Genomic DNA, 25,905 nt, shown 5'->3' with positions numbered 1-25,905 from the left:
CGCGGACTAGTAATCAGCCCCGCGTTCGGTAACGTCCTTCTCGACCATCGGCGCATCCGGGTCCTGCCCCTCGGGGAATTTCCCCTTCAGATTCCACGCGAACGCGATGATCTCGGCGATCGTGCGGTACAGCTCCTCAGGGATGCTGTCGCCCAGTTCCATCCGCGCCAACAGCCGCACCAGCTCGGCGTTTTCATAGATCGGCACTTCACAGTCGCGGGCGATGCGCAGGATTTCTTCGGCCAGTTCCTCGTCGCCCTTGGCGGTGAGGGTCGGGGCGTGGTTGCCGTCGTATTTGAGGGCGATGGCCTGGCGTGGAGCAGTGGAATCGTTCATGCGGTTTCATCGACCCAGCGATGTTCGAGGCGGGTTTGGTTGCCTTGCGGCGGGGTACCGAGGTGGCAATCGAGATCGCCGACATTCAGCCCGCGATCGAGTAGGCGCTGGCGCAGGGCGAACAGATTGGTTTCGATCAGGTCGGCGGTGTATGGGCGCTCGGCCCAGAGCTGACTCGACAGGCTGCCGGCAATCAACTGCGCCTGAATCTGCATCGGCCCCAACGGCTCCATGTCGAACGCCAGGTCGACGCGCCACAGCTGCTGTTTGGGCTCGCGTTCGTCACGGCGTTCGTTGGGTTGCGGTTCTCTTTCCGGCGCTTCTTCGCGCTGAAACTTGACCTGCAACGGCACGATGTCCTGCAGGTTGCGCATGGGGATTTCCAGCTGCCAGGTGCTGAGCAGACGGCCGTCATCGGTGACACCGGTCTGTTCCAGGCTCGCCAGCTGATGGCTTTGCAGGCGCGACACGGCGGCTGCAGCGAGGCGCAGCAGATGCTCAAGATCGCCTTCGCCGTCGAGGCTTTGCAGCAGACGGTCGGGCAACGGGAAACTGCTCGGCAGTGGTTTGGCGCTGACCTGACCGAGGGTGCCGAGGGCGTTGCGCACGAAACTCGGCAGCGCCTGTGCCAGGGTGTTAGCAGCGATGATCGCGTTGAAACTGGCATTGCCCGGCGCACCCGGCGACAGTTGCGCGATCAGCTTGAGCAGATCGGCTTTCATGTCCGGGGCCAGCGCAGGATTTTGTCCGGTCAGCAATTTGGCTTCGAGGAAGGCGCCGCTGTTGGCCAGTGCCAGGGCCACGCCTTTGGCGCTGCTCATCTGCTGCACATCGGGCAGGTTGGCGAGCAGACGCACGACGGCAGCGCGCAGATCCTGTGAGGTCTGATCGTCGTCGCTCGGCAGGTTTTGCAGAGCATTGAGCAAACCGTCCAGCGAACCTTGGCGACTCTGCTGGCCGAGCAGTTGCTGGCTCACCGCCAATTGCTCCTGGCGGCTGCTCAGCGGCACGAACTTGAGGGTTTGCGAATCTTCGACCAGTGCCGAGAGCAGAGTGCCGATGCGCAGCGGCGTCGGGCTGTCGATGTCCAGCGTGGCACCGCTCTGCGCGGTGTTGAGCAGGCTCACCAGCGAGCGGTACACCGTCGGCTGTCCCGGCACTTGCGGCAGTGTCTGCGAGGTCAGCACCTTGCCTTGCAGCAGCGTGCCGACCGGCAACTGCGCGGTGTCGATGCGGGTGAGGGCGGCGACGCTGCTGGCAATCGCCTGTTGCACGGTGATCGCCAGATTGCCCGCCGACGGCTGAGTGACGGCCAGGTTGGTGCCGGTCGGCAACGGCAGGTTGCTGCTGGCTTGCACGGTGGTCTGCCGACCGCCGTCGACGGTGACCTTGAGCAGCAATTGAAAGGTCTGATCCGCCTGCTTGAGTGACAACACCTCGGCCTGAGCGCTTTGCCCGGCGCCGATCAGGCCTTCGACCGGGGTCAACAGCTTGAGCAACTCACCGCTCATCACCAGCGGACGCGTGTTCGCCGGGGTGGTGGGCGGAAGCGGGAGGATGTTCATTTCGCCTGTCATACGCGGACACAACCTGAGGAAATTGCGCTCTTGGGAGTAAGGCACGGCATGTATAATGCCGCGCGTCTTGCGCTTCGTTCAGAAAACATAGCAATTGTTTGATCCAGCTCTCTGCTTCGCACCGTCATTGCATTTATCCTGCATCTCTTTAACGGCCGCGCCAGAGCCGACTTGAACCGTATAAGGCCCGTGATCCCTTGACCAGTCCTGTCCTGCAAACCGTTGCCCTTGCCTGTGAGCGAGACCTGCGGCTGCTCTTCGAAAATCTCGAATTGACACTGGCCAGTGGCGATATGGTGCAGATCAGCGGCCCCAACGGCAGCGGCAAGACCAGCCTGCTGCGTCTGTTGTCCGGGTTGATGCAGCCGACCAGCGGTCAAGTGCTGCTCAACGGCCAGCCCTTGACTGCACAACCGAGCGAACTGGCGCGCAACCTGTTGTGGATCGGCCACGCTGCCGGGATCAAGGACCTGCTGACCCCGGAAGAGAACCTGTCCTGGCTCTGCGCCCTGCATCGGCCGGCCGAGCGCGAGGCGATCTGGCAGGCACTGGCAGCCGTAGGATTGCGCGGATTCGAAGATGTTCCCTGCCACACCCTGTCCGCCGGTCAGCAACGCCGCGTGGCGCTGGCGCGGCTGTATCTGGACAGCCCGCCGCTGTGGATTCTCGACGAGCCGTTCACCGCGCTCGACAAACAGGGCGTGGCGCAGCTTGAAGAACACTTGGCCGGGCACTGCGAGCGCGGCGGTCTGGTGGTTCTGACCACGCACCACACGCTGAGCCGGATGCCGGCCGGTTATCGCGATATCGATCTGGGGAACTGGGCAGTATGAGTGTGTTCGGCCTGCTGGTTGCCCGTGAGTCCCGTTTGCTGTTTCGTCGCCCGGCGGAACTGGCCAATCCGCTGATTTTCTTCGCCATCGTCATCGCCTTGTTCCCGCTGGCCGTCGGCCCGGAAACTCAAGTCTTGCAAAACCTGTCCCCGGGGTTAGTCTGGGTGGCCGCGTTGTTGTCGGTCCTGCTTTCGCTGGACGGACTGTTTCGCAGTGATTTCGAAGATGGCTCCCTGGAACAGTGGGTCCTTTCGCCGCACCCGCTGCCCCTACTGGTGCTGGCCAAGGTGCTGGCACACTGGCTGTTCTCGGGACTGGCACTGGTTCTGCTCTCGCCGTTGCTGGCGTTGATGCTCGGTTTGCCGGTCGCCTGCCTGCCGGTGTTGCTGTTGTCGTTGCTGCTGGGTACCCCGGTGCTGAGCCTGCTCGGTGCGGTGGGCGCGGCGCTGACGGTTGGTTTGAAACGCGGCGGCCTGTTGCTGGCGTTGCTGATTCTGCCGTTGTACATCCCGGTGTTGATCCTGGGCAGTGGCGCCTTGCAGGCCGCCTTGCAAGGCATGCCGGCGACCGGGTATCTGCTGTGGCTGGGTAGCCTGACCGCCCTGGCGATCACCCTGACACCTTTTGCAATAGCGGCTGGCCTGAAGATCAGCGTCGGCGAATAATGAGGTCTGGTTAAAATTTAACCAGCAAAGACCCTGAGACTGCTCACAGCGATGAGCGGCACCCGTGATGGAAACAGTATGAACTGGACCTGGTTTCACAAGCTCGGCTCGCCCAAGTGGTTCTACGGCATCAGCAGCAGGTTTCTGCCGTGGCTGAGCATTGCCGCGTTGCTGCTGATCAGCGTTGGCGTCGTCTGGGGCCTGGCCTTCGCGCCGCCGGATTATCAGCAGGGCAACAGCTTCCGCATCATCTATATTCACGTGCCGGCGGCAATGCTGGCGCAGTCGATCTACGTGATGCTGGCGGTGTGCGGCGTGGTCGGGCTGGTGTGGAAAATGAAACTGGCCGACGTCGCCCTGCAATGTGCGGCACCGATTGGTGCGTGGATGACCGCTGTGGCGCTGGTCACCGGGGCGATCTGGGGCAAGCCGACGTGGGGCTCGTGGTGGGTCTGGGATGCGCGGCTGACGTCGATGCTGATTCTGCTGTTCCTGTATTTCGGCGTGATCGCGCTGGGCAATGCCATCAGCAACCGCGACAGCGCCGCCAAGGCTTGCGCCGTGCTGGCGATCGTCGGGGTGATCAACATCCCGATCATCAAATACTCGGTGGAGTGGTGGAACACCCTGCACCAGGGCGCGACCTTCACCCTCACTGAGAAACCTGCGATGCCCGCGGAAATGTGGCTGCCGCTGCTGCTGACCGTGCTGGGTTTCTACTGTTTCTTCGGCGCCGTGCTGTTGCTGCGCATGCGTCTTGAAGTGCTCAAGCGTGAAGCCCGCGCCAGTTGGGTGAAAGAAGAAGTGCAGAACAGCCTGGAGGCCGCCCGATGAGTTTCGCTTCATTCGGCGACTTCCTCGCCATGGGCCATCACGGCCTGTATGTCTGGTCGGCCTACGGCATCTGTCTGGCGGTGCTGATCCTCAACGTGGTCGCACCGATCGCGGCCCGCAAGCGCTATCTGCAACAAGAGGCGCGTCGTCTGCGCCGGGAGAACGGCAAGTGAATCCGCTGCGCAAAAAACGTCTGACCATCATTCTGGCGATCCTGGTCGGGGTCGGCGCTGCCGTCGGCCTGGCCCTCAGCGCCCTGCAGGAAAACATCAACCTGTTTTACACGCCGACCCAGATCGCCAACGGTGAAGCGCCGCACGACACGCGCATCCGCGCCGGCGGCATGGTCGAGAAGGGCTCGCTGCAACGTTCGCCGGACTCGCTGGACGTCAAATTCGTTGTCACCGACTTCAACAAAGCCGTGACCATCACCTATCGCGGGATCCTCCCGGATCTGTTCCGCGAAGGGCAGGGCATTGTCGCCCTGGGCAAACTCAACGCCGACGGCGTGGTGGTGGCCGATGAAGTGCTGGCCAAGCACGACGAGAAGTACATGCCGCCGGAAGTGACCAAAGCGCTGAAAGACAGTGGTCAATCGGCACCGACCCAAGCGAAGGAGGGTTGATCGATGACTTCTGCACTGTTTATTCCCGAACTCGGCCATCTGGCGATGATTCTGGCGCTGTGTTTTGCGCTGGTGCAGGCCGTGGTGCCGCTGTTCGGTGCGTGGCGCGGCGATCGTATGTGGATGGGCCTGGCCCAGCCGGCAGCGTGGGGCCAGTTTGCGTTCCTGTTGTTTGCCTTCGGTTGCCTGACCTACGCGTTCATGACCGACGATTTCTCGGTCGGTTATGTGGCGATGAACTCCAACAGCGCCTTGCCGTGGTACTACAAGTTCAGCGCGGTGTGGGGCGCCCACGAAGGTTCGCTGCTGCTGTGGGCGTTGATCCTCGGTGGCTGGACTTTCGCCGTGTCGGTATTCTCCCGGCAGTTGCCGCAAGTCATGCTCGCCCGTGTGCTGGCGGTGATGGGCATGATCAGCACCGGTTTCCTGTTGTTTCTGATCCTCACCTCCAACCCGTTCTCGCGAATTCTGCCGCAGATTCCGGCCGACGGGCGTGACCTCAATCCGCTTTTGCAAGACATCGGCCTGATTGTGCATCCGCCGATGCTCTACATGGGGTACGTCGGCTTCTCGGTGGCGTTCGCCTTCGCCATCGCTGCACTGCTCGGTGGTCGTCTCGACGCCGCGTGGGCACGCTGGTCGCGCCCTTGGACGATTGTCGCCTGGGCCTTCCTCGGCATCGGCATCACCCTCGGTTCATGGTGGGCGTACTACGAACTCGGCTGGGGCGGCTGGTGGTTCTGGGACCCGGTGGAAAACGCCTCGTTCATGCCATGGCTGGTCGGCACCGCACTGATCCACTCGTTGGCGGTCACGGAAAAACGTGGCGTGTTCAAGAGCTGGACGGTGTTGCTGGCGATTGCCGCATTTTCGTTGAGCCTGCTCGGTACGTTCCTCGTGCGCTCCGGCGTGCTGACTTCGGTACATGCGTTTGCCTCGGACCCTGAGCGCGGCGTGTTCATTCTGATCTTCCTGCTGTTCGTGGTCGGCGGTTCGCTGACGCTGTTTGCGTTGCGCGCTCCGGTGGTCAAGAGCCAGGTCGGCTTCAACCTGTGGTCGCGGGAAACCCTGCTGCTGGGCAACAACCTGGTGCTGGTGGTGGCGGCGTCGATGATTCTGCTCGGCACCCTGTATCCGCTGATTCTCGATGCCTTGAGCGGCGCCAAACTGTCGGTTGGCCCACCGTACTTCAACGCGTTGTTCATCCCGTTGATGGCGTTGCTGATGGTGGTGATGGCGGTCGGCGTGATCGTGCGTTGGAAGGACACCCCGGTGAAGTGGCTGGCGAACATGCTGACCCCGGTGTTGCTCGGCAGTGTCGCATTGGCCGTGGTGGCTGGTGTCGCTTACGGCGATTTCAACTGGGCGGTGATCGCGACGTTCCTGCTCGCCGCGTGGGTGTTGCTCGCCGGGGTGCGCGACATCTTCGACAAGACTCGCCACAAGGGCCTGATCAAAGGTCTGCCAACCCTGACCCGCAGCTACTGGGGCATGCAGATCGCGCACTTGGGCATCGCCGTGTGCGCCCTCGGCGTGGTGCTGTCGAGTCAGAACAGTGCCGAGCGCGACCTGCGTCTGGCGCCGGGCGAATCGATGTCCCTGGCCGGTTATCAGTTTGTTTTCGAAGGTGCCAAGCACTTCGAAGGGCCGAACTTCACCTCCGACAAGGGCACCATCCGGGTGATCCGCGACGGCAAGGAAATCAGCGTGCTGCACCCGGAAAAACGCCTGTACACCGTGCAGAGTTCGATGATGACCGAGGCCGGGATCGATGCCGGTTTCACCCGCGATCTCTATGTTGCACTGGGCGAGCCGCTGGAAAACGGCGCGTGGGCGGTACGGGTTCACGTCAAACCGTTCGTGCGCTGGATCTGGTTCGGCGGTTTGCTGACCGGTCTGGGCGGATTGCTGGCGGCGCTGGATCGGCGTTATCGAGTCAAGGTCAAAGCCCGGGTGCGTGAAGCCCTCGGCCTGCAAGGAGCGGCTGCATGAGACGTTGGTTGATGCTGGTACCCCTGGCGATTTTCCTGCTGGTGGCGGTGTTTCTGTATCGCGGTCTGTACCTCGATCCGGCGGAGCTGCCGTCGGCGATGATCAACAAGCCATTCCCGGAGTTCAGCCTGCCGAACGTGCAGGGCGACAAGAACCTGACCAAGGCTGACATTCTCGGCAAACCGGCACTGGTCAACGTCTGGGGCACCTGGTGCATTTCCTGCCGGGTCGAGCACCCGGTGCTGAACAAACTGGCCGAGCGCGGTGTGGTGATCTACGGCATCAACTACAAGGACACCAACGCCGATGCGTTGAAGTGGCTGGCCGAATTCCACAACCCGTACTCGCTGGATATCCGTGACGACGAAGGTTCGCTGGGCCTCAACCTCGGCGTGTACGGCGCGCCGGAAACCTTCTTCATCGACGCCAAGGGCATCATCCGCGACAAGTACGTCGGGGTGATCGACGAGCAGGTCTGGCGCGAAAAACTCGCAGCCAAATATCAGGCGCTGGTCGATGAGGCCAAGCCATGAAGCGCTTTATCGCTGCCATGGTCTTGGGCCTGAGTCTGGCCGGTGTGGCGCATGCCGCGATCGACACCTACGAGTTCGCCAAGGAAGGTGATCGCGAGCGCTTTCGTGAACTGACCAAGGAACTGCGCTGCCCCAAGTGCCAGAACCAGGACATCGCCGACTCCAATGCACCGATTGCCGCCGACCTGCGCAAAGAGATTTTCCGCATGCTCGGCGAGGGCAAGGACAATCAGCAGATCATCGATTTCATGGTCGATCGCTACGGTGATTTCGTCCGCTACAAACCGGCGCTCAATGCAAAGACAGCCTTGCTGTGGTTCGGCCCGGCCGGCCTGTTGTTCGGCGGTCTGGTGGTGATCGCAGTGATCGTTCGCCGACGCCGCGCGCAACGCACCGAGACCCCGCCATCGCTGTCCACCGAAGAGCGTCAGCGCCTCGACCAACTGTTGGATAAAAACCAAGAATGATTGATTTCTGGCTTGCCGCAGGGCTGTTGCTTCTGGTCGCCCTGAGTTTTCTGCTGATCCCGGTTTTGCGTGGCCGTCGCGCCCAGCGTGAAGAGGATCGAACTGCCCTGAACGTGGCGCTGTATCAGGAGCGCGTGGCCGAGCTGCAAGCGCAGCAGGCTGAAGGCGTACTCGATGCCGCGCAAATGGACAGCGGGCGCGCGGAAGCGGCGCGTGAGCTGCTCGCCGATACCGAAGGCGTTGCCGCACCGCGTGTGTCGAAACTGGGCAAGCCGTTGCCGTTGTTGGCAGCGGTGCTGGTGCCAGTGTTGGGCTTGGGTCTGTACCTGCATTTCGGCGCTGCCGATAAAGTCGAGCTGACCCGCGAGTTCGCCCAGGCGCCGCAGTCGATGGAAGAGATGACCCGGCGTCTGGAGCGTGCCGTCGCCGCGCAACCGGATTCGGCGGAAGGCCTGTACTTCCTCGGGCGCACCTACATGGCCCAGGATCGTCCGGCGGACGCGGCCAAGATGTTTGAGCGCGCCGCCAACCTTGCGGGTCGCCAGCCGGAGCTGCTCGGCCAGTGGGCGCAGGCGCAGTATTTCGCCGATGGCAAAAAGTGGTCGGAGAAGATCCAGGCCCTGACCGATGAAGCGCTGAAAGCCGATCCGAAAGAAGTCACCAGCCTCGGCCTGCTCGGCATCGCCGCGTTCGAGGGTGAGCGTTATCAGCAGGCAATCGACTATTGGAACCGGTTGCTGGCGCAGTTGCCAGAGGGCGACAACTCCCGCGCCGCCTTGCAGGGCGGGATCGAGCGAGCCACCGAGCGTCTGCAAGCCAGTGGCGGCAAGGTCGCCGCCGCGCCGGCCGCCAAGGTTGCCGCACTGCTCAAGGTGCGTGTCGATCTGGCCAGCGAACTCAAAGGCAAGGTGCAACCGGGCGACAGCGTGTTCATCTTCGCCCGCGCCGTTTCCGGCCCACCGGCACCGCTGGCGGCCAAGCGTCTGACCGTGGCCGATCTGCCGGTCACTGTCGAACTGGGCGATGCCGACGCGATGATGCCGCAGTTGAAACTGTCGAACTTTCCTGAAGTCCAACTGGTTGCACGCATCTCTCGCGCCGGTCAGCCAACCGCCGGGGAGTGGGTAGGTCGCAGCGGCCCGCTGGCCAGCAGCACCACCTCGCCGCAAACACTGACCATCGACAGCCCCGACAAATAACCCCGGAACCCACAGGAAAGCACCGCCATGCACAGCCTCGCCCGCATCTCCGTCATCACATTGGCCTTGAGCATGAGCGCATGTGCGGTGCACCGACCGGAACCGACCACCAACCTGCCACCGATCCCGCCGTCACAACCAAGCCCGACCCCATCGACCTCGCCGACCCCGGGCAAAAGCATCCCGGCCAAACCGTCCAAACCAGTCCCACGCACCTCAGCCAGCTTCGCCCCACCACCGGGCGGCAACAGCCACTGGGACCAGAAGCTCGGCGTCTACGTCCTCGACGACCAGCCCAACACCTTCTACCGCCAGCGCACCTACTTCCGCTGGAACAACGGCTGGACTCGCTCCGTCAGCCCCAACGGCCCTTGGGAAGACACCGATATCCACGGCGTACCGCCGGGATTGGGCAAACAGTTCGGGCAGTAATGAAAAACGGCGATCTCTGGATCGCCGTTTGTTTGTCTGGTGTTCACAAAATGATTATTCAGAGAATCGCACGATAGGCGCTTAGCGCCCGAACTGACTCAACCAATCCCTGTCGCTGCAAAAGATCCAGAAACGGCTCAACGGCTATTGGCGGCAATTTAAGTTGTTGGCGCTGCCGTTGCGCTGCAGCGATAACTGCTGCCGGATCAAGGTGAAACAGGTTTTCGACAAACTCATCAGGGTGTTGGGCCTCGACGCCATAGGGGGCGAGGCAGGCATCGGGAAAATCTTTCAGATTGAACGTGACGATCACCCCAGCGCCACAGCGTATGGCTGCAGCCAGTACATGGCGGTCGTTGGTATCGGGTAAGGAAAGTCCGGTGATCAGGTCTTCAAAATCGTAGACACAGGCATCCGGGATCGCACGGTCCATAAGCTCGGAAGTGCGATCCAGTTGCTCTATCGTCAGATCGGTTCGGTTTTTCAATAAATTGCGTTTCCATTCGCGGTGAATCTGCTGAGTCCATCGGGCCCGAAATCGCCCCGATAGCGCGAGCCACATCAGGAAGTCTCTCAATGGGGCGGGGTACAAAACACATGCATCGTATACAGCGGTGAAAGGTGAATGCCTCACTCGTATCCTGTCCTTAACGCCTGTGCCTGCTCCGCGAGAAGCGCCATTGCCTGCTCGCTGGCGGTATCGCGCCGGGTTTTATAGTCCATCAAATCGGCGAAACGCACACGTCGGTGCTTGCCGGTTTTGTGGTAGGACAACTCGCCACTTTCCAGCAGTTTTATCAGGTGCGGGCGTGAGACGTTGAGCAGGTCGGCGGCTTCCTGAGTGGTCAGCTCGGCATGCACCGGTACGACTTTGACTGCGTTGCCCTCGGCCAGCGCCGCCAGAATATCCATCAGCAGTTGTAATGCCGAGGTCGGCAGCTCGACCTGATGCGCCTGGTTCTGTTCGTCGAAAATCTGGATGTGCTGTGTTTCGAATTGGGTCGCCAGGTAGGCGGCGAGCGCGCGTTTGCCTTCAATTGCGGCTTTGACTTCGCGCTCCACCGGGAGGTTGAGAGAGGGGTGAAGGACGATCGACATAATGAATTCCAGCATTCTGAAGAGAGGATGCTGGAACGTTATTCGAATTAAACGAAAATCGCAATAAACGAAACAGAAGCCGGTTCAGTTCAGGTGTGTCAGCAAATTTTCCATGTATTCCACAAACACCCGCGCCTTCGCACTGACCATCCGCCCAGTGGGAAACACCGCCCACAAGTCCTGATCCGGCAATACCCAGTCACTCATCACCGCCCTGACCGCGCCGCTTGCCAGCTCCGGAGCGAACATCCATTGCGAGGCGATGGTCAGGCCCTGATCGGCCAGCACGGCTGCACGCAAACCCTCGGCGGCGCTGACACGCAGGCGGCCGGTCAGGGTTTGCGTCTGCTGTTCGCTGCCTTGGGTGAAGGTCCAGGTGGCGCCGCCGCTGAGGTTGTAGACGATGCCTTGATGCTGATTAAGGTCGGCAGGACAGCTCGGCTCGCCGTGGCGGGCGAAGTAGGCCGGGCTGCCAAGCACCACGCGGCGGCAGTCGGCGATCTTGCGCGCGGTGAGGCTGGAGTCGCTGAGCGGGCCCATGCGCAGGGCGACATCGATGCCTTCTTCGACCAGATTGATATTGCGGTCATCGAGCATCAGGTCGATGTTCAGCTGTGGATGCTGTTCGAGAAACGGCCCCAGCTGCGGCACGACGTGCAGGCGACCGAAAGTCACCGCAGCGCTGATGCGCAGGTTGCCGCTTAAACCGCTGGCGCTGCCACGGGCGGCGTTATCGGCTTCGTTGGCTTCATCAATGGCACGCCTGGCCCGCTCGAAAAACGCGAGTCCGGCTTCGGTCGGGGTCAGGCCGCGGGTCGAGCGCAGCAACAGGCTTACAGCCAGGCGTTTTTCCAGCTGAGCGATGGTTTTCGACACGGCGGGCTGGCCGATATTCAGCCGTCGGGCGGCGGCGGAAAACGAGCCGGTTTCGACCACGTAGACGAAGGTTTCCATGGCGGCGAGGCGGTCCATCAGTTTTCCTGCAAATCTGAAAGTTGTCGTAGTCCCCTTGTGGGAGCGGGCTTGCTCGCGAAAGCGGTCTGACATTCAGCACATGTATTGGCTGATCCAACGCCTTCGCGAGCAGGCCCGCTCCCACAGGGAATTGGGTGCTGAGTGTAATCCGCGTCCATTCAATCACATGCGGTAAAACAACCAAACGTCGTCCTGCAGATTTATGTGCTTGAGTAAAGATAACTCTAGAGTTACTTTTACTCGGCCGAAGCAAGGAGGCGCCAGGTGCAAAGCAGGCTATTGATCAAGGAGCTGGAGGAGGCAGGCTGGACGCTGGATCGAGTCACCGGCAGTCATCACATCTTCACGCATCGTTACAACCCGTACACCATTCCCGTTCCTCACCCTAAAAAGGATTTGCCGCTGGGGACGGTCAAAAGCATCAGGAGGCGTGCCGGGTTATACCACCCGCCAGCCAGCTACAAGGGAGATCCATAATGCAATATCCGATCTGCATCGAATGGGGTGACGACAACACCGCCATCGGTATTCAGATACCTGACATTCCCGGCGCCGTCACGGCCGGGGACACTTTCGAGGCCGCCTATAACGCAGCCGTTGAAGTCGCCCATCTCATGTTGCAGGAGATGGCGGCGGACGGGGAATCGATTCCGATGCCGACGTCGGCAGCGGCGCATCGCAATAATCCGGAGTTTGCCGACATGGGCTGGGGGATGCTCGAGCTGGATATCTCGCCGTACATGGGCAAGACCGAGAAGGTCAACGTGACGTTGCCAGGCTATGTGATCCAGCGCATCGATCGTTATGTGCGTGAACACAATGTCAAAAGCCGCTCTTCGTTTCTGGCAGATGCGGCGATGGAGAAGCTGGTTCGGTATTAAGCGTCATCGCTCTCACAGGCCCAGTGAGCAACCTGTGGGAGCGAGCTTGCTCGACATCTTAGGCCGTTGCCAAAGCACCACGCTGCGACGCACTCAGGAACCGCAACAACGCCAGCAGCGGGAACGCGCTACCGACAATCACGATCCACAACCAGCCGCCATGCTCATACACCGCACTGGCGACCGACGAGCCGAAAGCACCGCCGATGAAGATGCTGGTCATGTACAGCGCGTTGAGGCGACCACGGCTTTTGGCGTCCAGCGAATAGACCGCGCGCTGGCCGAGAACCATGTTCATCTGCACGCAGAAGTCCAGTACCACGCCGGTCACCGCCAGGCCGATGACGCTGTAGGCCGGGTGAATGAAGGCCGGTAGGAAGCTCAGGCTGGCGAACAGCATGGCCAGCAGCGAAGCGATGCGGGTGTGGCCGGCGTCAGCCAGGCGTCCGCTGATCGGCGCGGCGATGGCACCGATGGCACCGACCAGCGCGAAGATCGCAATCTCGCTTTGCGACAGGCCATGGTTGCGCGCCAGTTCCAGTGGCACCGCTGTCCAGAACAGGCTGAAGGTGGCGAACATGCAGCCCTGATAAAACGCCCGCTGACGCAGCACCGGTTGCTGGCGCAGCAGGGTCCACAGCGAGCCGAGCAACTGGCCGTAGGAAGCGCTGTGATCCGGTTGACGCTTGGGCACGGTCAACGCCAGCACCATGCTGATCGCGGCCATCAACGCCGCGGCAATCATGAACATCGCGCGCCAGCCGAAATGGTCAGCCACTACGCTCGACACCGGCCGCGCCAGCAGGATGCCCAGCAGCAGGCCGCCCATGATCCCGCCGACCACCCGGCCACGGGATTCTTCCGGCGCCAGATGCGCGGCCAGCGGAATCAGGATCTGCACCGACACCGAACTGAAACCCACCAGCAACGAGATCAGCAAAAACACATTCGGCTGGCTGGTGAACGCTGCACCGAGCAGGCTGGCAATCGCCACCACGGTGGTGATGATCATCAGCCGGCGGTTTTCCAGCAGGTCGCCCAGCGGCACCAGGAAGAACAGGCCCAGCGCATAACCGATCTGCGTCAGCGAGACGATGAAGCTGGCCATGGTGTCGGAGAGACCGATGTCCGGCGCGATCAGCCCGATGATCGGTTGCGCGTAGTAGATGTTGGCGACGATTGCGCCGCAGCAGAAGGCGAACAGCAGCACCATGCCTCGGGTCATTGCGTGAGTTGTGGCGTTCATAAGGTTTCTCGATCCAGCGAAAGGGAATGCGGTGAGGCTAAGGGACGCACCGAAGCGGCGGTAGAAGCCTTGTATCGATATCAGTTATTCCGTTGCGGAATGATTGGCTTCAGCGGCGGTGTCGTCCATCGGCGAACCTTGCGTCCGGCCGGGGAGGGCAGATGATACATTCACTTACATCTTCTTCGATAGCGTGCTTATGTTTACCGCTGCGCTTTTACTGTTCATCACCGGAGGATTGCCATGTTGCGCCAGCTGCTGCGTCACACCACCACGATTGCCTTGATTGGCCTGCTCAGTGCCACTGCGGTGCAGGCCGCCGATGCCCCGGGCATGCGTTTCGGCGTGCGCGGCGAGATCACCGGGGTCAGCGCCGATTCGCTGAAAGTCCACGTCAACAGCGGCGAGAACGTGGTGATCCGGTTGACTGCGGACACCAAGGTGCGTGCCGTCACGCTGGCGAATATCGAAGACATCAAACCCGGCAGCTACATTGGCTCGGCCGCCATGCCGCAGGAAGATGGCACGCTCAAGGCAATGGAAGTGCACGTATTCCCGCCGGAACTGGCCGGCAGCGGTGACGGTCATCGGCCATTCGACCTGGCCAAGGGCAGCAGCATGACCAATGGCAGTGTCGGTGATCTGGTGGTCAGCAATGGCCGGGTACTGACCGTCAACTACAAGGGCGGGCAGCAAAAGATCCTGGTGCCGGAGGACGTGCCGATCGTCAACCTGACGCCGGGGGATCGCAGCTTGCTCAAGGTCGGGGTGAAGATTGTCAGCTTCGTGACCCAGGACGCAGACGGCACGTTGACCGCGCAATCGATTTCCGCCGGCAAGGATGGCGTGACCCCGCCGATGTAACTGGCTGACAAACAATCCCCTGTGGGAGCGGGCTTGCTCGCGAAGGCGGTGTGTCAGTCAAATACATGTATCTGACACACCACCTTCGCGAGCAAGCCCGCTCCCACAGGGGGAAGTGTGGTGATTTCCAATGCCCACAAAAAAGGCGACCTGTAGAGGTCGCCTTTTTCGTTACGGCCTAAGCCTTACTGGCCGGTATAAATCTGATCAAAGATTCCGCCATCATTGAAGTGGGTCTTCTGCACCGAACGCCAGTCGCCGAAGGTTTTCTCCACCGACAGGAAGTCGACTTTCGGGAAACGGTCGGTGTACTTCGCCAGTACCGCCGGGTCCCGTGGACGCAGGTAGTTGGCGGCGGCGATTTCCTGACCTTCCGGCGACCACAGATATTTCAGGTATTCATCGGCGGCGGCGCGGGTGCCTTTTTTGTCGACCACTTTGTCGACCACCGACACCGGTGGTTCGGCCTCGGCGGAGACGCTTGGGTAGATCACCTCGAACTGATCGCGACCGAACTCGCGAGCGATCATCTCGGCTTCGTTCTCGAAGGTGACCAGCACGTCGCCGATCTGGTTGGTCATGAACGTGGTGGTCGCGGCGCGGCCACCGGTATCGAGCACTGGCGCTTGCTTGAACAGTTTGCCGACGAAGTCCTTGGCCTTGTTCTCGTCACCGCCATTTTTCAGCACGTAGCCCCAGGCCGAGAGGTAGGTGTAGCGGCCGTTGCCCGAAGTTTTCGGGTTCGGCACGATCACTTGCACGCCGTCCTTGAGCAGGTCCGGCCAGTCTTTCAGGGCTTTCGGGTTGCCTTTGCGGACGATGAACACGGTGGCCGAGGTGAACGGTGCGCTGTTGTTCGGCAGGCGGCTGACCCAGTTTTCCGGCACCAGTTTGCCGTTGTCGGCGAGGGCGTTGATGTCGGTCGCCATGTTCATGGTGATGACGTCAGCCGGCAGGCCGTCGATCACCGAACGCGCCTGCTTGCTCGAACCGCCGAAGGACATTTGCACGGTGATGTTTTCGTTGTGCTCGGCCTGCCAGTGTTTCTGGAACGCAGTGTTGTAGTCCTTGTAGAAATCGCGCATCACGTCATACGAGACGTTGAGCAGGGTCGGTGCGGCTTGAGCCACGCTGCCAAAGGCAAGACCGGCGGCGAGAAGTGAGGCGCCAAAGAGTTTTTTCACTGCGCATTCCTTGTTGTGTCGGTGATAACGGTCGGGGGTGATACCGTTTTGCCAGCGACTATAGCCGGGCTGGCATAGTCGTTTAAAGATTAAAAAGCTCTGTGCTTATTCCACTTTCTTAAACAGCTGACTGCCGCACCGCGAGCAAAACGCTGCGTTCTGTTCATGGCTGTTTTTCTTGCACACCGGGCAGTCATGTTGCAGCTGTTCGCCGCGCATGGCGTTGGCCAGTTCTGCAGTGAAAATTCCGGTGGGCACGGCGATGATCGAGTAACCGGTGATCATCACCAGCGACGAAATCACCTGACCCAGCGGGGTCTTCGGCACGATGTCGCCGAAGCCGACGGTGGTCAACGTCACGATAGCCCAATAGATGCCTTTGGGGATGCTGGTGAAGCCATGTTCCGGGCCTTCGATCACGTACATCAGGGTGCCGAACACCGTCACCAGGGTGCAGACGCTGACCAGAAACACCACGATCTTCTGCTTGCTGCCACGTAGCGCCGACATCAGGTAGTTGGCTTGCTTGAGGTACGGGCTGAGCTTGAGCACGCGAAAGATCCGCAGCATCCGGATGATGCGGATGATCAGCAGGTACTGCGCATCGCTGTAATACAGCGCCAGAATTCCCGGTACGATCGCCAGCAGATCCACCAGTCCGTAGAAACTGAAGGCGTAGCGCAACGGTTTCGGTGAGCAATACAGGCGCAGGATGTATTCACCGAGAAAAATGACGGTGAAACCCCACTCGATGTAGGCCAGCACATTGGCGTAGTTCTGGTGAATGCTGTCGATGCTGTCGAGCATCACCACCACCAGGCTGGCAAGGATGATCAACAGCAAGGTGCCGTCGAAGCGCCGCCCGGCGAGGGTGTCGCTCTGGAAAATCATCACGTAAAGCCGTTCGCGCCAACTGTTGCTGCTGTCCATGGATAACGCCTGAATTGAAGATCAGCGCAGCCTAGGTTGATTGTCCCCCTGTGCGCAAGGCGTGGCGTCGACGGCCGCTTTGCCAAGCATCTGGATCCCGGCGCGGATCAGCCAGCAAGCGAGGATGAACGGCGCGGTCAGCGTCGCCAGACCGAGAGCGACGAACAGCGGGGTGACCAGCAGCGCAAGGACGATGCCCAGCAGCGACAGCCACGGTTGCTGGCGCTGCGCACTGAAGGCGAGGGCGGCGAGTACCGCGTTGTAACTGCCCAGTCCCAGCAATGCAGCAGCGGTTTCGTGGTGCAGCAGACTGGATGCGAGACCGATGGCCGACGCCAGCAGCGCCCAGCAGAACGCCCGGCGATCAGCGATCAGCAAGCCAATGCCGATCAACGCACCGGCCAGCGGATGATCGAGGAACATCACCTGACCTAATCCACGCAGTTCTGCGGCGAGCAGGTTCAGCGTGTTCATCTCGATGTGCGCTGTCGGCGCGGACGGCTCGGCGAACAGCAGCAAAATCCAGCCGATTGCCACGAACGGCGAGGTATAAGCCGGTATCGATCGACTGCGGTACACGTGTTTGAGCCACTGCTGAGTGAGCATCGCGCTCAGCCCGCCAGCGGCCAGAATCAGCGGCGGCAGCAGCGGTGACCAGGGGAAATACAGGCTCAGCAACAAACCGAGCAGCACGCCGTTGTAACTGAACAATCCGGCCTGACGATCCGCCTTGGCATAGTTACGTCGCTGTGCGGTGAGCAGTCCAGCGACCGCCCCGAGCAGCGCGCCGGCAAACAGCACCGGCGCAGTGAGCAGGATCGCCAGCAGGCACAACAGGCCGCATAGCGGGTGGCGCTGAAGGAATATCTGACTGAAACCGTTGAGCAAAGCCTCGGCCCAGTCGGGGCAGTGGGTGTTGAAATGATTGGCAGGCATGGGCAGTTCTGAAAGTCAGTGAAACCGAGTTGCCTTCTTCGCCAGCAGGCTGGCTCCCACATTGAATCTTTGTTCAGTCATTGAGTTTGTGATGCACACAAATCAACTGTGGGAGCGAGCCTGCTCGCGAAGAGGCCGGTACAGGCGCTAAATCAATGTTTCAATCCGTAGCGAGTTAGTCGAACCAGGCTGCCCGAACGGCACCCCCGCAGTGATCAGCAACGTATCGCCACGCTCGGCCATGCCTTGCGCCTGAGCGATTTCCAGCGCGGTCGAACACACTTCATCGACCTGACGCAGGCGATCGTTGACCACCGAATGAATGCCCCACGCCACGCTCAAACGTCGTGCCGTCTGCAGGTTCGGCGTCAGGTTGAGGATCGGCGCTTTCGGCCGTTCCCGCGCGGCACGCAACGTCGAAGCGCCCGACTCGCTGTAGTTGACCAGCACCGCCACCGGCAGCACGTTGCTGATGCGGCGGATCGCGCAACTGATGGCATCGGACACCGTCGCTTCGGCTTTCGGTCGGCTGACATCGAGTTGGGTCTGATAATCCGGGCCGTTTTCCACTTGGCGAATGATTTTGCTCATCATCTGCACCGCTTCCAGCGGGTATTCGCCGGACGCGGTTTCGGCCGAGAGCATCACTGCATCCGCGCCTTCAGCCACAGCGTTGGCCACGTCAGTGACTTCAGCACGGGTCGGTGCCGGGGAGAAGCGCATCGATTCGAGCATCTGCGTCGCCACCACCACCGGTTTGCCGAGTTCGCGGCAGGTGCTGATGATGTTCTTCTGGATCTGCGGCACGCTTTCCGCCGGCACTTCGACACCGAGATCGCCGCGAGCGACCATGATCGCGTCGCTCAGCTCGGCGATTTCGCGCAGTTGTTCAACCGCCGACGGCTTCTCGATTTTCGCCATCAGGAACGCCTTGTCGCCGATCAGTTCGCGGGCCTCGAGAATGTCTTGCGGACGTTGCACGAACGACAGCGCCACCCAGTCCACGCCCAGCTCCAGACCGAAGCTCAGATCGCGGCGATCCTTGGCGGTCAGCGGGCTCAGTTCAAGTACCGCTTGCGGCACGTTCACGCCTTTGCGGTCCGACAGTTCGCCGCCGTTGAGCACGGTGGTGTCGATCGCGTCGGAGTATTTGCTGACCACGCGCAGGCGCAGTTTGCCGTCATCCAGCAGCAGATCCATGCCGGCTTCCAGCGCGGCAATGATCTCCGGATGCGGCAGATTCACCCGGCGTTCATCGCCCGGTGTGGCGTCCAGATCGAGGCGGAACGCCTGACCACGATGCAGCTGCACCTTGCCGTCGGCGAACTTGCCGACGCGCAGTTTCGGCCCCTGCAAATCCATCAGAATGCCCAGCGGATAGTTGAGCTGGCGTTCGACTTCGCGGATCCACTGATAGCGCTTGGCGTGGTCGGCGTGATCGCCGTGGCTGAAGTTCAGGCGGAAGATATTGACCCCGGCCTCGACCAGTTCACGGATGTCTTCGATGCCATCGACGGCAGGCCCGAGGGTGGCGAGGATTTTGACCTTTTTATCAGGCGTCATGATTTGCAGTTCTCAAGGATCAGGATGGCGCGGAAGTCGTTGACGTTGGTGCGGGTCGGCTCGGTGACGATCAGCGCATCGAGCGCCTCGAAGTAGCCGTAACCGTTGTTGTTATCCAGCTCGTCGCTGGCGCTCAAACCGAGGGCGGCGGCGCGGGCGTAGCTGTCCGGGGTCATGATTGCGCCGGCGTTGTCTTCCGAACCGTCGATGCCGTCGGTGTCGCCGGCCAGCGCGTAAACGCCGGGCTGGCCCTTGAGGCTGTCGGTCAGGCTCAGGAGGAATTCGGCGTTGCGCCCGCCGCGACCATTGCCGCGCACGGTGACCGTGGTTTCGCCGCCGGAAAGAATCACGCACGGCGCCGCCAACGGCTGACCATGATTGATGATCTGCCGAGCAATGCCGGCGTGGACTTTCGCCACCTCGCGGGATTCACCTTCGAGGTCGCCGAGGATCAGGGTGCTGAAACCGGCCTGACGGCATTTCACCGCCGCGGCATCCAGCGATTGCTGCGGGCGGGCGATCAACTGGAAATGGCTGCGGGCCAGGCTCGGATCACCGGGTTTGACGGTTTCCGATTCCGGGCTTTGCAGCCAGTTGCGCACCGTCGCCGGGACTTCGATGTTGTAGCGTTTGAGGATCGCCAGCGCTTCGGCCGAAGTGCTCGGGTCGGCCACGGTCGGGCCGGAGGCGATGACCGTGGCGAGGTCGCCCGGTACATCGGAAATTGCGTAGGTGTAGACGGTGGCAGGCCAGCAAGCCTTGCCGAGGCGGCCGCCCTTGATCGCCGAGAGGTGCTTGCGCACGCAGTTCATCTCGCCGATGGTCGCGCCGGATTTAAGCAGGGCTTTGTTGATCGACTGCTTGTCGGCCAGGGTGATGCCTTCGGCTGGCAGCGCGAGCAGGGCAGAACCGCCACCGGAGAGCAGGAAGATCACGCGGTCGTCTTCAGTCAGATTGCTGACCAGTTCCAGCACGCGTTTGGCCACGGCCAGGCCGGCGGCGTCCGGTACCGGATGCGCGGCTTCGACCACTTCGATTTTTTCGCACGGAGCGCCGTGACCGTAACGGGTCACCACCAGACCGGATACTTCACCCTGCCAGCAGCGCTCGACCACCTGGGCCATGGCGGCTGCGGCCTTGCCAGCGCCGATGACGATCACCCGACCCGTGCGATCGGCGGGCAGATGGGCTTCGAGGACCTGGTTCGGATGGGCCGCGTCGATGGCTGTGGCAAACAGCTCGCGCAGCAGTTGTTGCGGATCGACCGACATGGCGGGCTCCCGGAATTCTTGTTATTGGGATGGAACGACAACGGTGCAGCGACGCGATCCTTGTGGGAGCTGGCTTGCCAGCGATTCAGGCGCCGCGGTCATTCAGACGGACCGAGTCGATGCCATCGCGGGCAAGCCCGCTCCCACAGGGAGCGAGCCAGAAGCGCAGATTATTTTTTGTCGCGAATCGAGAAGTTGGCCATGTGTTCCAGACCCTTGATCAGCGCCGAGTGGTCCCAGTTGCTGCCACCGATCGCCGCGCAGGTGCTGAACACTTGCTGGGCGTTGGCGGTGTTCGGCAGGTTGATGTTCAGCTCCTTGGCGCCTTGCAGGGCCAGGTTCAGGTCCTTCTGGTGCAGGCTGATACGGAAGCCCGGATCGAAGGTGCCTTTGATCATGCGCTCGCCGTGCACTTCGAGGATCTTCGACGAAGCGAAACCGCCCATCAGCGCTTCACGCACCTTGGCTGGATCAGCGCCGTTTTTCGAGGCGAACAGCAGCGCTTCAGCCACGGCCTGAATGTTCAGCGCGACGATGATCTGGTTCGCCACTTTGGCGGTCTGACCGTCGCCGTTGCCACCGACCAGAGTGATGTTCTTGCCCATGGCCTGGAACAGCGGCAGTGCGCGTTCGAAGGCATCGGCGTCGCCACCGACCATGATGCTCAGGGTTGCAGCCTTGGCGCCGACTTCCCCACCGGATACCGGGGCGTCGAGGTATTGCGCGCCTTTTTCGTTGATCTTCTTGGCGAAAGCCTTGGTGGCGGTCGGCGAGATCGAGCTCATGTCGATCACGACTTTGCCTTTGCCGATGCCGGCAGCAACGCCGTCGGCGCGGAACAGCACGTCGTCGACCTGCGGGGTGTCCGGCACCATGACGATGATGAATTCAGCTTCCTGCGCCACTTCGCGCGGGTTGGCCAGGGCGACCGCGCCAGCGGCCACCAGGTCGGCTGGAGCGGCGTCGTGGTGCGCCGACAGGAACAGGCTGTGACCGGCTTTCTGCAGGTTCGAAGCCATTGGGTGGCCCATGATGCCGGTGCCGATAAATCCGATTTTAGCCATGAGAAAATCCTCTTGTTTTTGTCTTGCTCAAGCGAAATAGGGGGTGTTGCTTTGGGTGGGAGCGGGCTTGCTCGCGAATGCGGTGGAACATTCAATATCCGTGTTGACTGAACCACCGCATTCGCGAGCAAGCCCGCTCCCACAGGTTTTTTTGCAGTGTTCTTAAATGGCGTTGTGGGTTTTCAACCAGCCAAGACCCGCTTCAGTGGTGGTCAGCGGCTTGTATTCGCAACCCACCCAACCCTGATAACCAATGCGATCCAGGTGTTCGAACAGGAACCGGTAGTTGATTTCACCGGTGCCCGGTTCGTTGCGCCCCGGGTTGTCCGCGAGCTGCACGTGGTTGATCTCGGCCAGGTGCGATTGCAGGGTGCGAGCCAGATCGCCTTCCATGATTTGCATGTGATAGATGTCGTATTGCAGGAACAGATTGGCGCTGCCGACCTGCTCGCGAATCGACAGGGCTTGCGCCGTGTTGTTCAGGTAGAAGCCCGGGATGTCGCGGGTGTTGATCGCTTCCATCACCAGTTTGATACCCGCCGCCTGCAGCTTGTCGGCTGCATATTTGAGGTTGGCGACGAAGGTTTTTTCCACGGTGGCATCGTCCACGCCTTGCGGACGGATACCGGCCAGGCAGTTGACCTGGGTGTTGCCCAGCACTTGCGCGTAGGCAATCGCCAGATCGACCCCGGCGCGGAACTCTTCAACGCGATCCGGCAGACACGCGATTCCGCGCTCGCCCTTGGCCCAGTCACCGGCCGGCAGGTTGAACAGCACTTGGGTCAGACCGTTGGCATCGAGCCTGGCCTTGATTTCGGCAGAGCTGAAGTCGTACGGGAACAGGTATTCCACACCACTGAAACCGGCCTTGGCGGCGGCGTCGAAACGGGCAAGGAAATCCTGTTCGGTGAACAGCATGGACAGGTTGGCAGCGAAACGCGGCATGGTGGTCTCCTAAAACGGTTTTGACGCGGGTGGTCAGACTAAACCCAATCAGTCCCCTCTCCAGGGGGAGAGGGTTAGGGTGAGGGGGGAATCAGGGTTGGCCCCAAATTCCCCGAACGACACAAAATCGCTCCCTCACCCCAGCCCTCTCCCGGAGGGAGAGGGAGCCAGTTACGTTCAGTCGAGCAACGAAATCGCCGTTGGCGCGTCGTTGCCGACCAGCGCCAGGTCTTCGAATTCGTTGACGGCGTTGATCTCGGTCCCCATGGAGATGTTGGTCACACGCTCCAGGATGATCTCGACAATCACCGGTACCTTGAACTCTTCGATCATTTGTTCGGCCTTGCGCAGGGCAGGGGCGATTTCCGACGGTTCGAACACCCGCAGGGCTTTACAGCCGAGGCCTTCGGCGACTGCGATGTGGTCGACACCGTAACCGTTGAGTTCCGGCGCGTTCAGGTTATCGAAGGACAGCTGCACGCAGTAGTCCATTTCGAACCCGCGCTGGGCCTGACGGATCAGCCCCAGGTACGAGTTGTTCACCACGACGTGGATGTAAGGCAGTTTGAACTGAGCGCCGACCGCCAGCTCCTCGATCATGAACTGGAAGTCATAGTCCCCCGACAGGGCCACGACTTTCCGGCTCGGATCGGCCTTGACCACGCCCAGCGCTGCCGGAATGGTCCAGCCCAACGGGCCGGCCTGACCGCAGTTGATCCAGTGACGCGGCTTGTAGACGTGCAGGAACTGCGCGCCGGCAATCTGCGACAGACCGATGGTGCTGACGTAGCAGGTGTCTTTGCCGAACACCTGGTTCATCTCTTCGTAAACGCGCTGCGGCTTGACCGGCACGTTGTCGAAGTGGGTCTTGCGCTGCAGGCTGGCCTTGCGCTGCTGGCAATCCTGCAGCCAGGCGCTACGGTTTTTCAGCTTGCCGGCGGCTTGCCATTCACGGGCGACTTCGATGAACACGGTCAGCGCGGCAGCGGCGTCGGAGACGATGCCCAGATCCGGAGTGAACACGCGGCCGATCTGCGTGCCTTCGATGTCAACGTGAATGAACTTGCGGCCTTCGGTGTAGACATCCACCGAACCGGTGTGGCGGTTGGCCCAACGGTTACCGATACCCAGTACCACGTCGGATTTCAGCAGCGTGGCGTTGCCGTAACGGTGCGACGTCTGCAGACCGACCATGCCGACCATCAGCGGGTGATCGTCCGGAATGGTGCCCCAGCCCATCAGGGTCGGGATCACCGGAATACCGGTCAGCTCGGCGAACTCCACCAGCAGATCGCTGGCGTCGGCGTTGATGATGCCGCCACCGGCCACCAGCAATGGACGCTCGGCCTGATCAAGCAGGGCCAGAGCCTTCTCGACCTGAATGCGGGTCGCGGTTGGCTTGGCCAGCGGCAATGGCTGGTAGGCGTCGATGTCGAATTCGATTTCAGCCATCTGCACGTCGAACGGCAGGTCGATCAGCACCGGGCCTGGACGGCCGGAGCGCATTTCGTAGAAGGCTTTCTGGAACGCGTAGGGCACCTGGCCCGGCTCCAGAACGGTGGTCGCCCACTTGGTGACGGGCTTGACGATGCTGGTGATGTCGACCGCCTGGAAGTCTTCCTTGTGCATACGGGCGCGGGGTGCCTGGCCGGTAATGCAGAGGATCGGAATCGAGTCGGCCGAGGCGCTGTAGAGCCCGGTGACCATGTCGGTACCGGCAGGGCCGGACGTACCGATGCACACGCCGATGTTGCCGGCCTTGGTGCGGGTGTAACCCTCGGCCATGTGCGACGCGCCTTCGACGTGGCGAGCGAGGACGTGATCGATGCCACCGACTTTCTGCAAGGCGGAGTACAGCGGGTTGATCGCAGCACCCGGAATGCCAAAAGCGGTATCAACCCCTTCACGGCGCATCACCAGAACGGCGGCTTCGATTGCTCTCATTTTGCTCATGGTTTTGTGCCTCTTTACGTTTTGTAATTGTATACAAGTGGCTTTGCGCAGAGTGTATTCACGGCGGACGGCGCAGGTCAATCCATTTTCTCAAGCGCCTGTTTCATTCGTCGAAAGCCCGGTTCTGCTGTGGCTTTTCGTCGCATGTGGCGCTTTTCGAGAATTATTGTATACAAAAAAATAATTCATTGTGTTCTATTTGTGGCATCGGCCTGCGGCACTTGAGCGCAGTCCCACGACTTTCCCAATAACAAAATGAGGACGGCACCATGAGCGCTTTAACCTTGAAAGTCGCAGTCAACCTGGTCAGCGAAGCCATCAGCGCGGGGCGCGAGATCAACGCCGCGCCGCTGACCATCGCGGTACTCGATACCGGCGGACACCTGATCACCTTGCAACGCGAAGACGGCGCCAGTCTGCTGCGCCCGAACATCGCCATCGGCAAAGCCTGGGGCGCCATCGCTTTGGGCAAGGGCTCACGCTTGCTGGCGCTGGACGCCCAACAACGCCCGGCCTTCATCGCCGCACTCAACAGCATGGGCCAGGGCAGCGTCGTCCCCGCCCCGGGCGGGGTGTTGATTCGTGATCAGGCGGGGAATGTGCTGGGGGCGATCGGCATTAGCGGCGATCTGTCGGATATTGATGAGCAGGTGGCGATCAAAGCGGTGGAGGCGCTGGATTTGAGGGCGGATGCGGGGGTGGCGGCTTGAATCTGCGTTGATTGATTAACCGCTATCGCGAGCAGGCTCACTCCTACAAGGGATCTTGGTTGGACACAAAATGTCTGAACACCACAAACCCCTGTAGGAGTGAGCCTGCTCGCGATAGCTATCTATCTGACACATCCTGCCAACAGTCTGCCCAACCATTTGAAATCACCGAGCTAGCCTTCTCATGACCTGATCATGGGAGGCAAAGGAATGCCGGATTTTCCCGCTGCACATCGATTGCGAGCCGGACGTTATGCCGAGCCCAATCGAATCTATCTACTGACAACCAACACACTTGATCGCAAACCGGTCTTTGCCGATTTTGCTTTGGGTCGATTGGTGGTTCATCAATTTCGCCGTGCACAAGATCTCGGCTTGGCGAACTCACTGGCGTGGGTGGTGATGCCGGATCATTTTCATTGGTTAATCGAATTGCAGAGCGGGTCTTTGAGCGAACTGATGCAAAAGACCAAATCGCTGAGTACCAAAGCGGTGAATCAGGCTACCGGTAGAAATATTGGCCTCTGGCAAAGAGGGTTTCATGACCGGGCACTGCGGCGGGAGGAGGATTTAGTGAAGATGGCAAGGTATGTCGTCGCCAACCCATTGCGGGCTGGACTGGTGGAGAGGCTTGGCGACTATCCGCTGTGGGATGCGATTTGGGTTTGAGCCGAAACCGTGTTGCCTCGATCGCGAGCAGGCTGTAGTGGTTCAGTTTTTTTAAACCACTCCGTAGGAGTATTAGGCCGCCTGCTGCTCAAACAGCGCAGGCGGCAATTGGTTCGAGGCAGA

29 protein-coding genes are annotated in these 25,905 nt (G+C 61.0%); 15 read left to right on the top strand and 14 right to left on the bottom strand.

Annotation, left to right across the window (positions count from 1 at the left end; translation table 11 throughout):
• Positions 1 to 6: 6 nt before the first annotated feature.
• Both VLA07_RS00145 and fliK read right to left on the bottom strand, forming a co-directional pair.
• A complete protein-coding gene (locus VLA07_RS00145; RefSeq protein WP_007961677.1) occupies positions 7 to 336 on the bottom strand; it encodes an EscU/YscU/HrcU family type III secretion system export apparatus switch protein in 330 nt (109 codons plus the stop codon).
• Complete coding sequence (gene fliK, locus VLA07_RS00140) at positions 333 to 1,913, bottom strand: flagellar hook-length control protein FliK (protein WP_333988196.1); 1,581 nt, start codon at positions 1,911 to 1,913, stop codon at positions 333 to 335. The genes VLA07_RS00145 and fliK overlap by 4 nt, the downstream gene beginning before the upstream one ends.
• Positions 1,914 to 2,110: 197 nt before the next feature.
• Between fliK and ccmA the strand changes: the two genes are divergently transcribed.
• The 10 genes from ccmA to VLA07_RS00090 all read left to right on the top strand — a co-directional run bounded on the left by ccmA (position 2,111) and on the right by VLA07_RS00090 (position 9,493).
• The gene (gene ccmA, locus VLA07_RS00135) at positions 2,111 to 2,746 is read left to right on the top strand and encodes a cytochrome c biogenesis heme-transporting ATPase CcmA (protein WP_145593019.1); all 636 of its coding nucleotides are present in this window, start codon (positions 2,111 to 2,113) and stop codon (positions 2,744 to 2,746) included.
• Positions 2,743 to 3,411, top strand: a complete 669-nt coding sequence (gene ccmB / locus VLA07_RS00130) for a heme exporter protein CcmB (RefSeq protein ID WP_003222942.1) — start codon at positions 2,743 to 2,745, stop codon at positions 3,409 to 3,411. Before ccmA ends, ccmB begins: the two co-directional genes overlap by 4 nt.
• Positions 3,412 to 3,489: 78 nt before the next feature.
• Complete coding sequence (locus tag VLA07_RS00125) at positions 3,490 to 4,245, top strand: heme ABC transporter permease (RefSeq protein ID WP_003222943.1); 756 nt, start codon at positions 3,490 to 3,492, stop codon at positions 4,243 to 4,245.
• Positions 4,242 to 4,418: a heme exporter protein CcmD gene (ccmD, locus tag VLA07_RS00120; protein WP_003222944.1), complete on the top strand. Its 177-nt coding sequence runs from the start codon at positions 4,242 to 4,244 to the stop codon at positions 4,416 to 4,418. The genes VLA07_RS00125 and ccmD overlap by 4 nt, the downstream gene beginning before the upstream one ends.
• Positions 4,415 to 4,870 (top strand): cytochrome c maturation protein CcmE, encoded by a 456-nt coding sequence (gene ccmE, locus VLA07_RS00115; protein ID WP_096796249.1) that lies wholly within the window; start codon positions 4,415 to 4,417, stop codon positions 4,868 to 4,870. The genes ccmD and ccmE overlap by 4 nt, the downstream gene beginning before the upstream one ends.
• Positions 4,871 to 4,873: 3 nt before the next feature.
• A complete protein-coding gene (locus VLA07_RS00110) occupies positions 4,874 to 6,862 on the top strand; it encodes a heme lyase CcmF/NrfE family subunit (protein ID WP_115990410.1) in 1,989 nt (662 codons plus the stop codon).
• Entirely contained in the window at positions 6,859 to 7,395 is a 537-nt protein-coding gene (locus VLA07_RS00105) for a DsbE family thiol:disulfide interchange protein (protein ID WP_115990409.1), read from the top strand. The genes VLA07_RS00110 and VLA07_RS00105 overlap by 4 nt, the downstream gene beginning before the upstream one ends.
• Positions 7,392 to 7,862, top strand: coding sequence for a cytochrome c-type biogenesis protein (locus VLA07_RS00100; RefSeq protein ID WP_333988194.1), 471 nt, complete (start codon positions 7,392 to 7,394; stop codon positions 7,860 to 7,862). Before VLA07_RS00105 ends, VLA07_RS00100 begins: the two co-directional genes overlap by 4 nt.
• Positions 7,859 to 9,061: a c-type cytochrome biogenesis protein CcmI gene (gene ccmI / locus VLA07_RS00095; RefSeq protein ID WP_333988193.1), complete on the top strand. Its 1,203-nt coding sequence runs from the start codon at positions 7,859 to 7,861 to the stop codon at positions 9,059 to 9,061. The genes VLA07_RS00100 and ccmI overlap by 4 nt, the downstream gene beginning before the upstream one ends.
• A gap of 27 nt (positions 9,062 to 9,088) precedes the next feature.
• Entirely contained in the window at positions 9,089 to 9,493 is a 405-nt protein-coding gene (locus tag VLA07_RS00090) for a hypothetical protein (RefSeq protein WP_134785764.1), read from the top strand.
• 58 nt (positions 9,494 to 9,551) lie between these two features.
• Here VLA07_RS00090 and VLA07_RS00085 read toward each other — a convergent pair whose 3' ends face one another.
• The 3 genes from VLA07_RS00085 to VLA07_RS00075 all read right to left on the bottom strand — a co-directional run bounded on the left by VLA07_RS00085 (position 9,552) and on the right by VLA07_RS00075 (position 11,563).
• Positions 9,552 to 10,127, bottom strand: a complete 576-nt coding sequence (locus VLA07_RS00085) for a PIN domain-containing protein (RefSeq protein ID WP_333988192.1) — start codon at positions 10,125 to 10,127, stop codon at positions 9,552 to 9,554.
• Entirely contained in the window at positions 10,124 to 10,591 is a 468-nt protein-coding gene (locus VLA07_RS00080; protein ID WP_047599956.1) for a helix-turn-helix domain-containing protein, read from the bottom strand. The genes VLA07_RS00085 and VLA07_RS00080 overlap by 4 nt, the downstream gene beginning before the upstream one ends.
• An 84-nt stretch (positions 10,592 to 10,675) precedes the next feature.
• Complete coding sequence (locus VLA07_RS00075; protein ID WP_333988191.1) at positions 10,676 to 11,563, bottom strand: LysR family transcriptional regulator; 888 nt, start codon at positions 11,561 to 11,563, stop codon at positions 10,676 to 10,678.
• 267 nt (positions 11,564 to 11,830) lie between these two features.
• On the opposite strand from VLA07_RS00075, the gene VLA07_RS00070 reads away from it, so the two are divergent.
• Positions 11,831 to 12,043, top strand: coding sequence for a type II toxin-antitoxin system HicA family toxin (locus VLA07_RS00070; protein WP_027613935.1), 213 nt, complete (start codon positions 11,831 to 11,833; stop codon positions 12,041 to 12,043).
• Positions 12,043 to 12,447: a type II toxin-antitoxin system HicB family antitoxin gene (locus VLA07_RS00065; protein ID WP_333988190.1), complete on the top strand. Its 405-nt coding sequence runs from the start codon at positions 12,043 to 12,045 to the stop codon at positions 12,445 to 12,447. Before VLA07_RS00070 ends, VLA07_RS00065 begins: the two co-directional genes overlap by 1 nt.
• A gap of 58 nt (positions 12,448 to 12,505) precedes the next feature.
• On the opposite strand, the gene VLA07_RS00060 is transcribed toward VLA07_RS00065, so the two are convergent.
• Complete coding sequence (locus VLA07_RS00060; protein WP_333988189.1) at positions 12,506 to 13,693, bottom strand: MFS transporter; 1,188 nt, start codon at positions 13,691 to 13,693, stop codon at positions 12,506 to 12,508.
• A 243-nt stretch (positions 13,694 to 13,936) separates the two neighbouring features.
• On the opposite strand from VLA07_RS00060, the gene VLA07_RS00055 reads away from it, so the two are divergent.
• Entirely contained in the window at positions 13,937 to 14,557 is a 621-nt protein-coding gene (locus VLA07_RS00055) for a DUF5666 domain-containing protein (RefSeq protein WP_333988188.1), read from the top strand.
• A 185-nt stretch (positions 14,558 to 14,742) separates the two neighbouring features.
• Here the strand turns inward: VLA07_RS00055 and VLA07_RS00050 are convergent, their stop codons facing one another.
• The 8 genes from VLA07_RS00050 to gcl all read right to left on the bottom strand — a co-directional run bounded on the left by VLA07_RS00050 (position 14,743) and on the right by gcl (position 24,403).
• Entirely contained in the window at positions 14,743 to 15,741 is a 999-nt protein-coding gene (locus VLA07_RS00050) for a sulfate ABC transporter substrate-binding protein (protein ID WP_027613937.1), read from the bottom strand.
• A 105-nt stretch (positions 15,742 to 15,846) separates the two neighbouring features.
• The gene (locus VLA07_RS00045; RefSeq protein WP_103369706.1) at positions 15,847 to 16,671 is read right to left on the bottom strand and encodes an ion transporter; all 825 of its coding nucleotides are present in this window, start codon (positions 16,669 to 16,671) and stop codon (positions 15,847 to 15,849) included.
• Between the two features lie 21 nt (positions 16,672 to 16,692).
• Complete coding sequence (locus VLA07_RS00040) at positions 16,693 to 17,607, bottom strand: urea transporter (protein WP_333988187.1); 915 nt, start codon at positions 17,605 to 17,607, stop codon at positions 16,693 to 16,695.
• Between the two features lie 147 nt (positions 17,608 to 17,754).
• The gene (gene pyk, locus VLA07_RS00035; RefSeq protein ID WP_150367866.1) at positions 17,755 to 19,170 is read right to left on the bottom strand and encodes a pyruvate kinase; all 1,416 of its coding nucleotides are present in this window, start codon (positions 19,168 to 19,170) and stop codon (positions 17,755 to 17,757) included.
• Positions 19,167 to 20,441, bottom strand: coding sequence for a glycerate kinase type-2 family protein (locus tag VLA07_RS00030; protein ID WP_096796236.1), 1,275 nt, complete (start codon positions 20,439 to 20,441; stop codon positions 19,167 to 19,169). Before VLA07_RS00030 ends, pyk begins: the two co-directional genes overlap by 4 nt.
• Positions 20,442 to 20,611: 170 nt before the next feature.
• The gene (locus tag VLA07_RS00025; RefSeq protein ID WP_003222962.1) at positions 20,612 to 21,505 is read right to left on the bottom strand and encodes a 2-hydroxy-3-oxopropionate reductase; all 894 of its coding nucleotides are present in this window, start codon (positions 21,503 to 21,505) and stop codon (positions 20,612 to 20,614) included.
• Between the two features lie 162 nt (positions 21,506 to 21,667).
• Entirely contained in the window at positions 21,668 to 22,450 is a 783-nt protein-coding gene (hyi, locus tag VLA07_RS00020; protein WP_096796235.1) for a hydroxypyruvate isomerase, read from the bottom strand.
• A 177-nt stretch (positions 22,451 to 22,627) separates the two neighbouring features.
• On the bottom strand, positions 22,628 to 24,403 hold the full coding sequence (gcl, locus tag VLA07_RS00015; protein ID WP_103369708.1) for a glyoxylate carboligase: 1,776 nt from the start codon (positions 24,401 to 24,403) through the stop codon (positions 22,628 to 22,630).
• A gap of 269 nt (positions 24,404 to 24,672) precedes the next feature.
• On the opposite strand from gcl, the gene VLA07_RS00010 reads away from it, so the two are divergent.
• Together VLA07_RS00010 and VLA07_RS00005 are read left to right on the top strand one after the other, a co-directional pair.
• Positions 24,673 to 25,113, top strand: coding sequence for a GlcG/HbpS family heme-binding protein (locus VLA07_RS00010; protein ID WP_095139405.1), 441 nt, complete (start codon positions 24,673 to 24,675; stop codon positions 25,111 to 25,113).
• Between the two features lie 210 nt (positions 25,114 to 25,323).
• Positions 25,324 to 25,782: an REP-associated tyrosine transposase gene (locus VLA07_RS00005; protein ID WP_330207344.1), complete on the top strand. Its 459-nt coding sequence runs from the start codon at positions 25,324 to 25,326 to the stop codon at positions 25,780 to 25,782.
• Positions 25,783 to 25,905: the final 123 nt, after the last annotated feature.

The sequence above is a fragment of the Pseudomonas sp. S3(2024) genome (assembly GCF_036861315.1).
GTDB classification, from domain to species: Bacteria; Pseudomonadota; Gammaproteobacteria; order Pseudomonadales; family Pseudomonadaceae; genus Aquipseudomonas; species Aquipseudomonas putida_A.
This window is presented reverse-complemented; position numbering and strand designations above follow the sequence as displayed.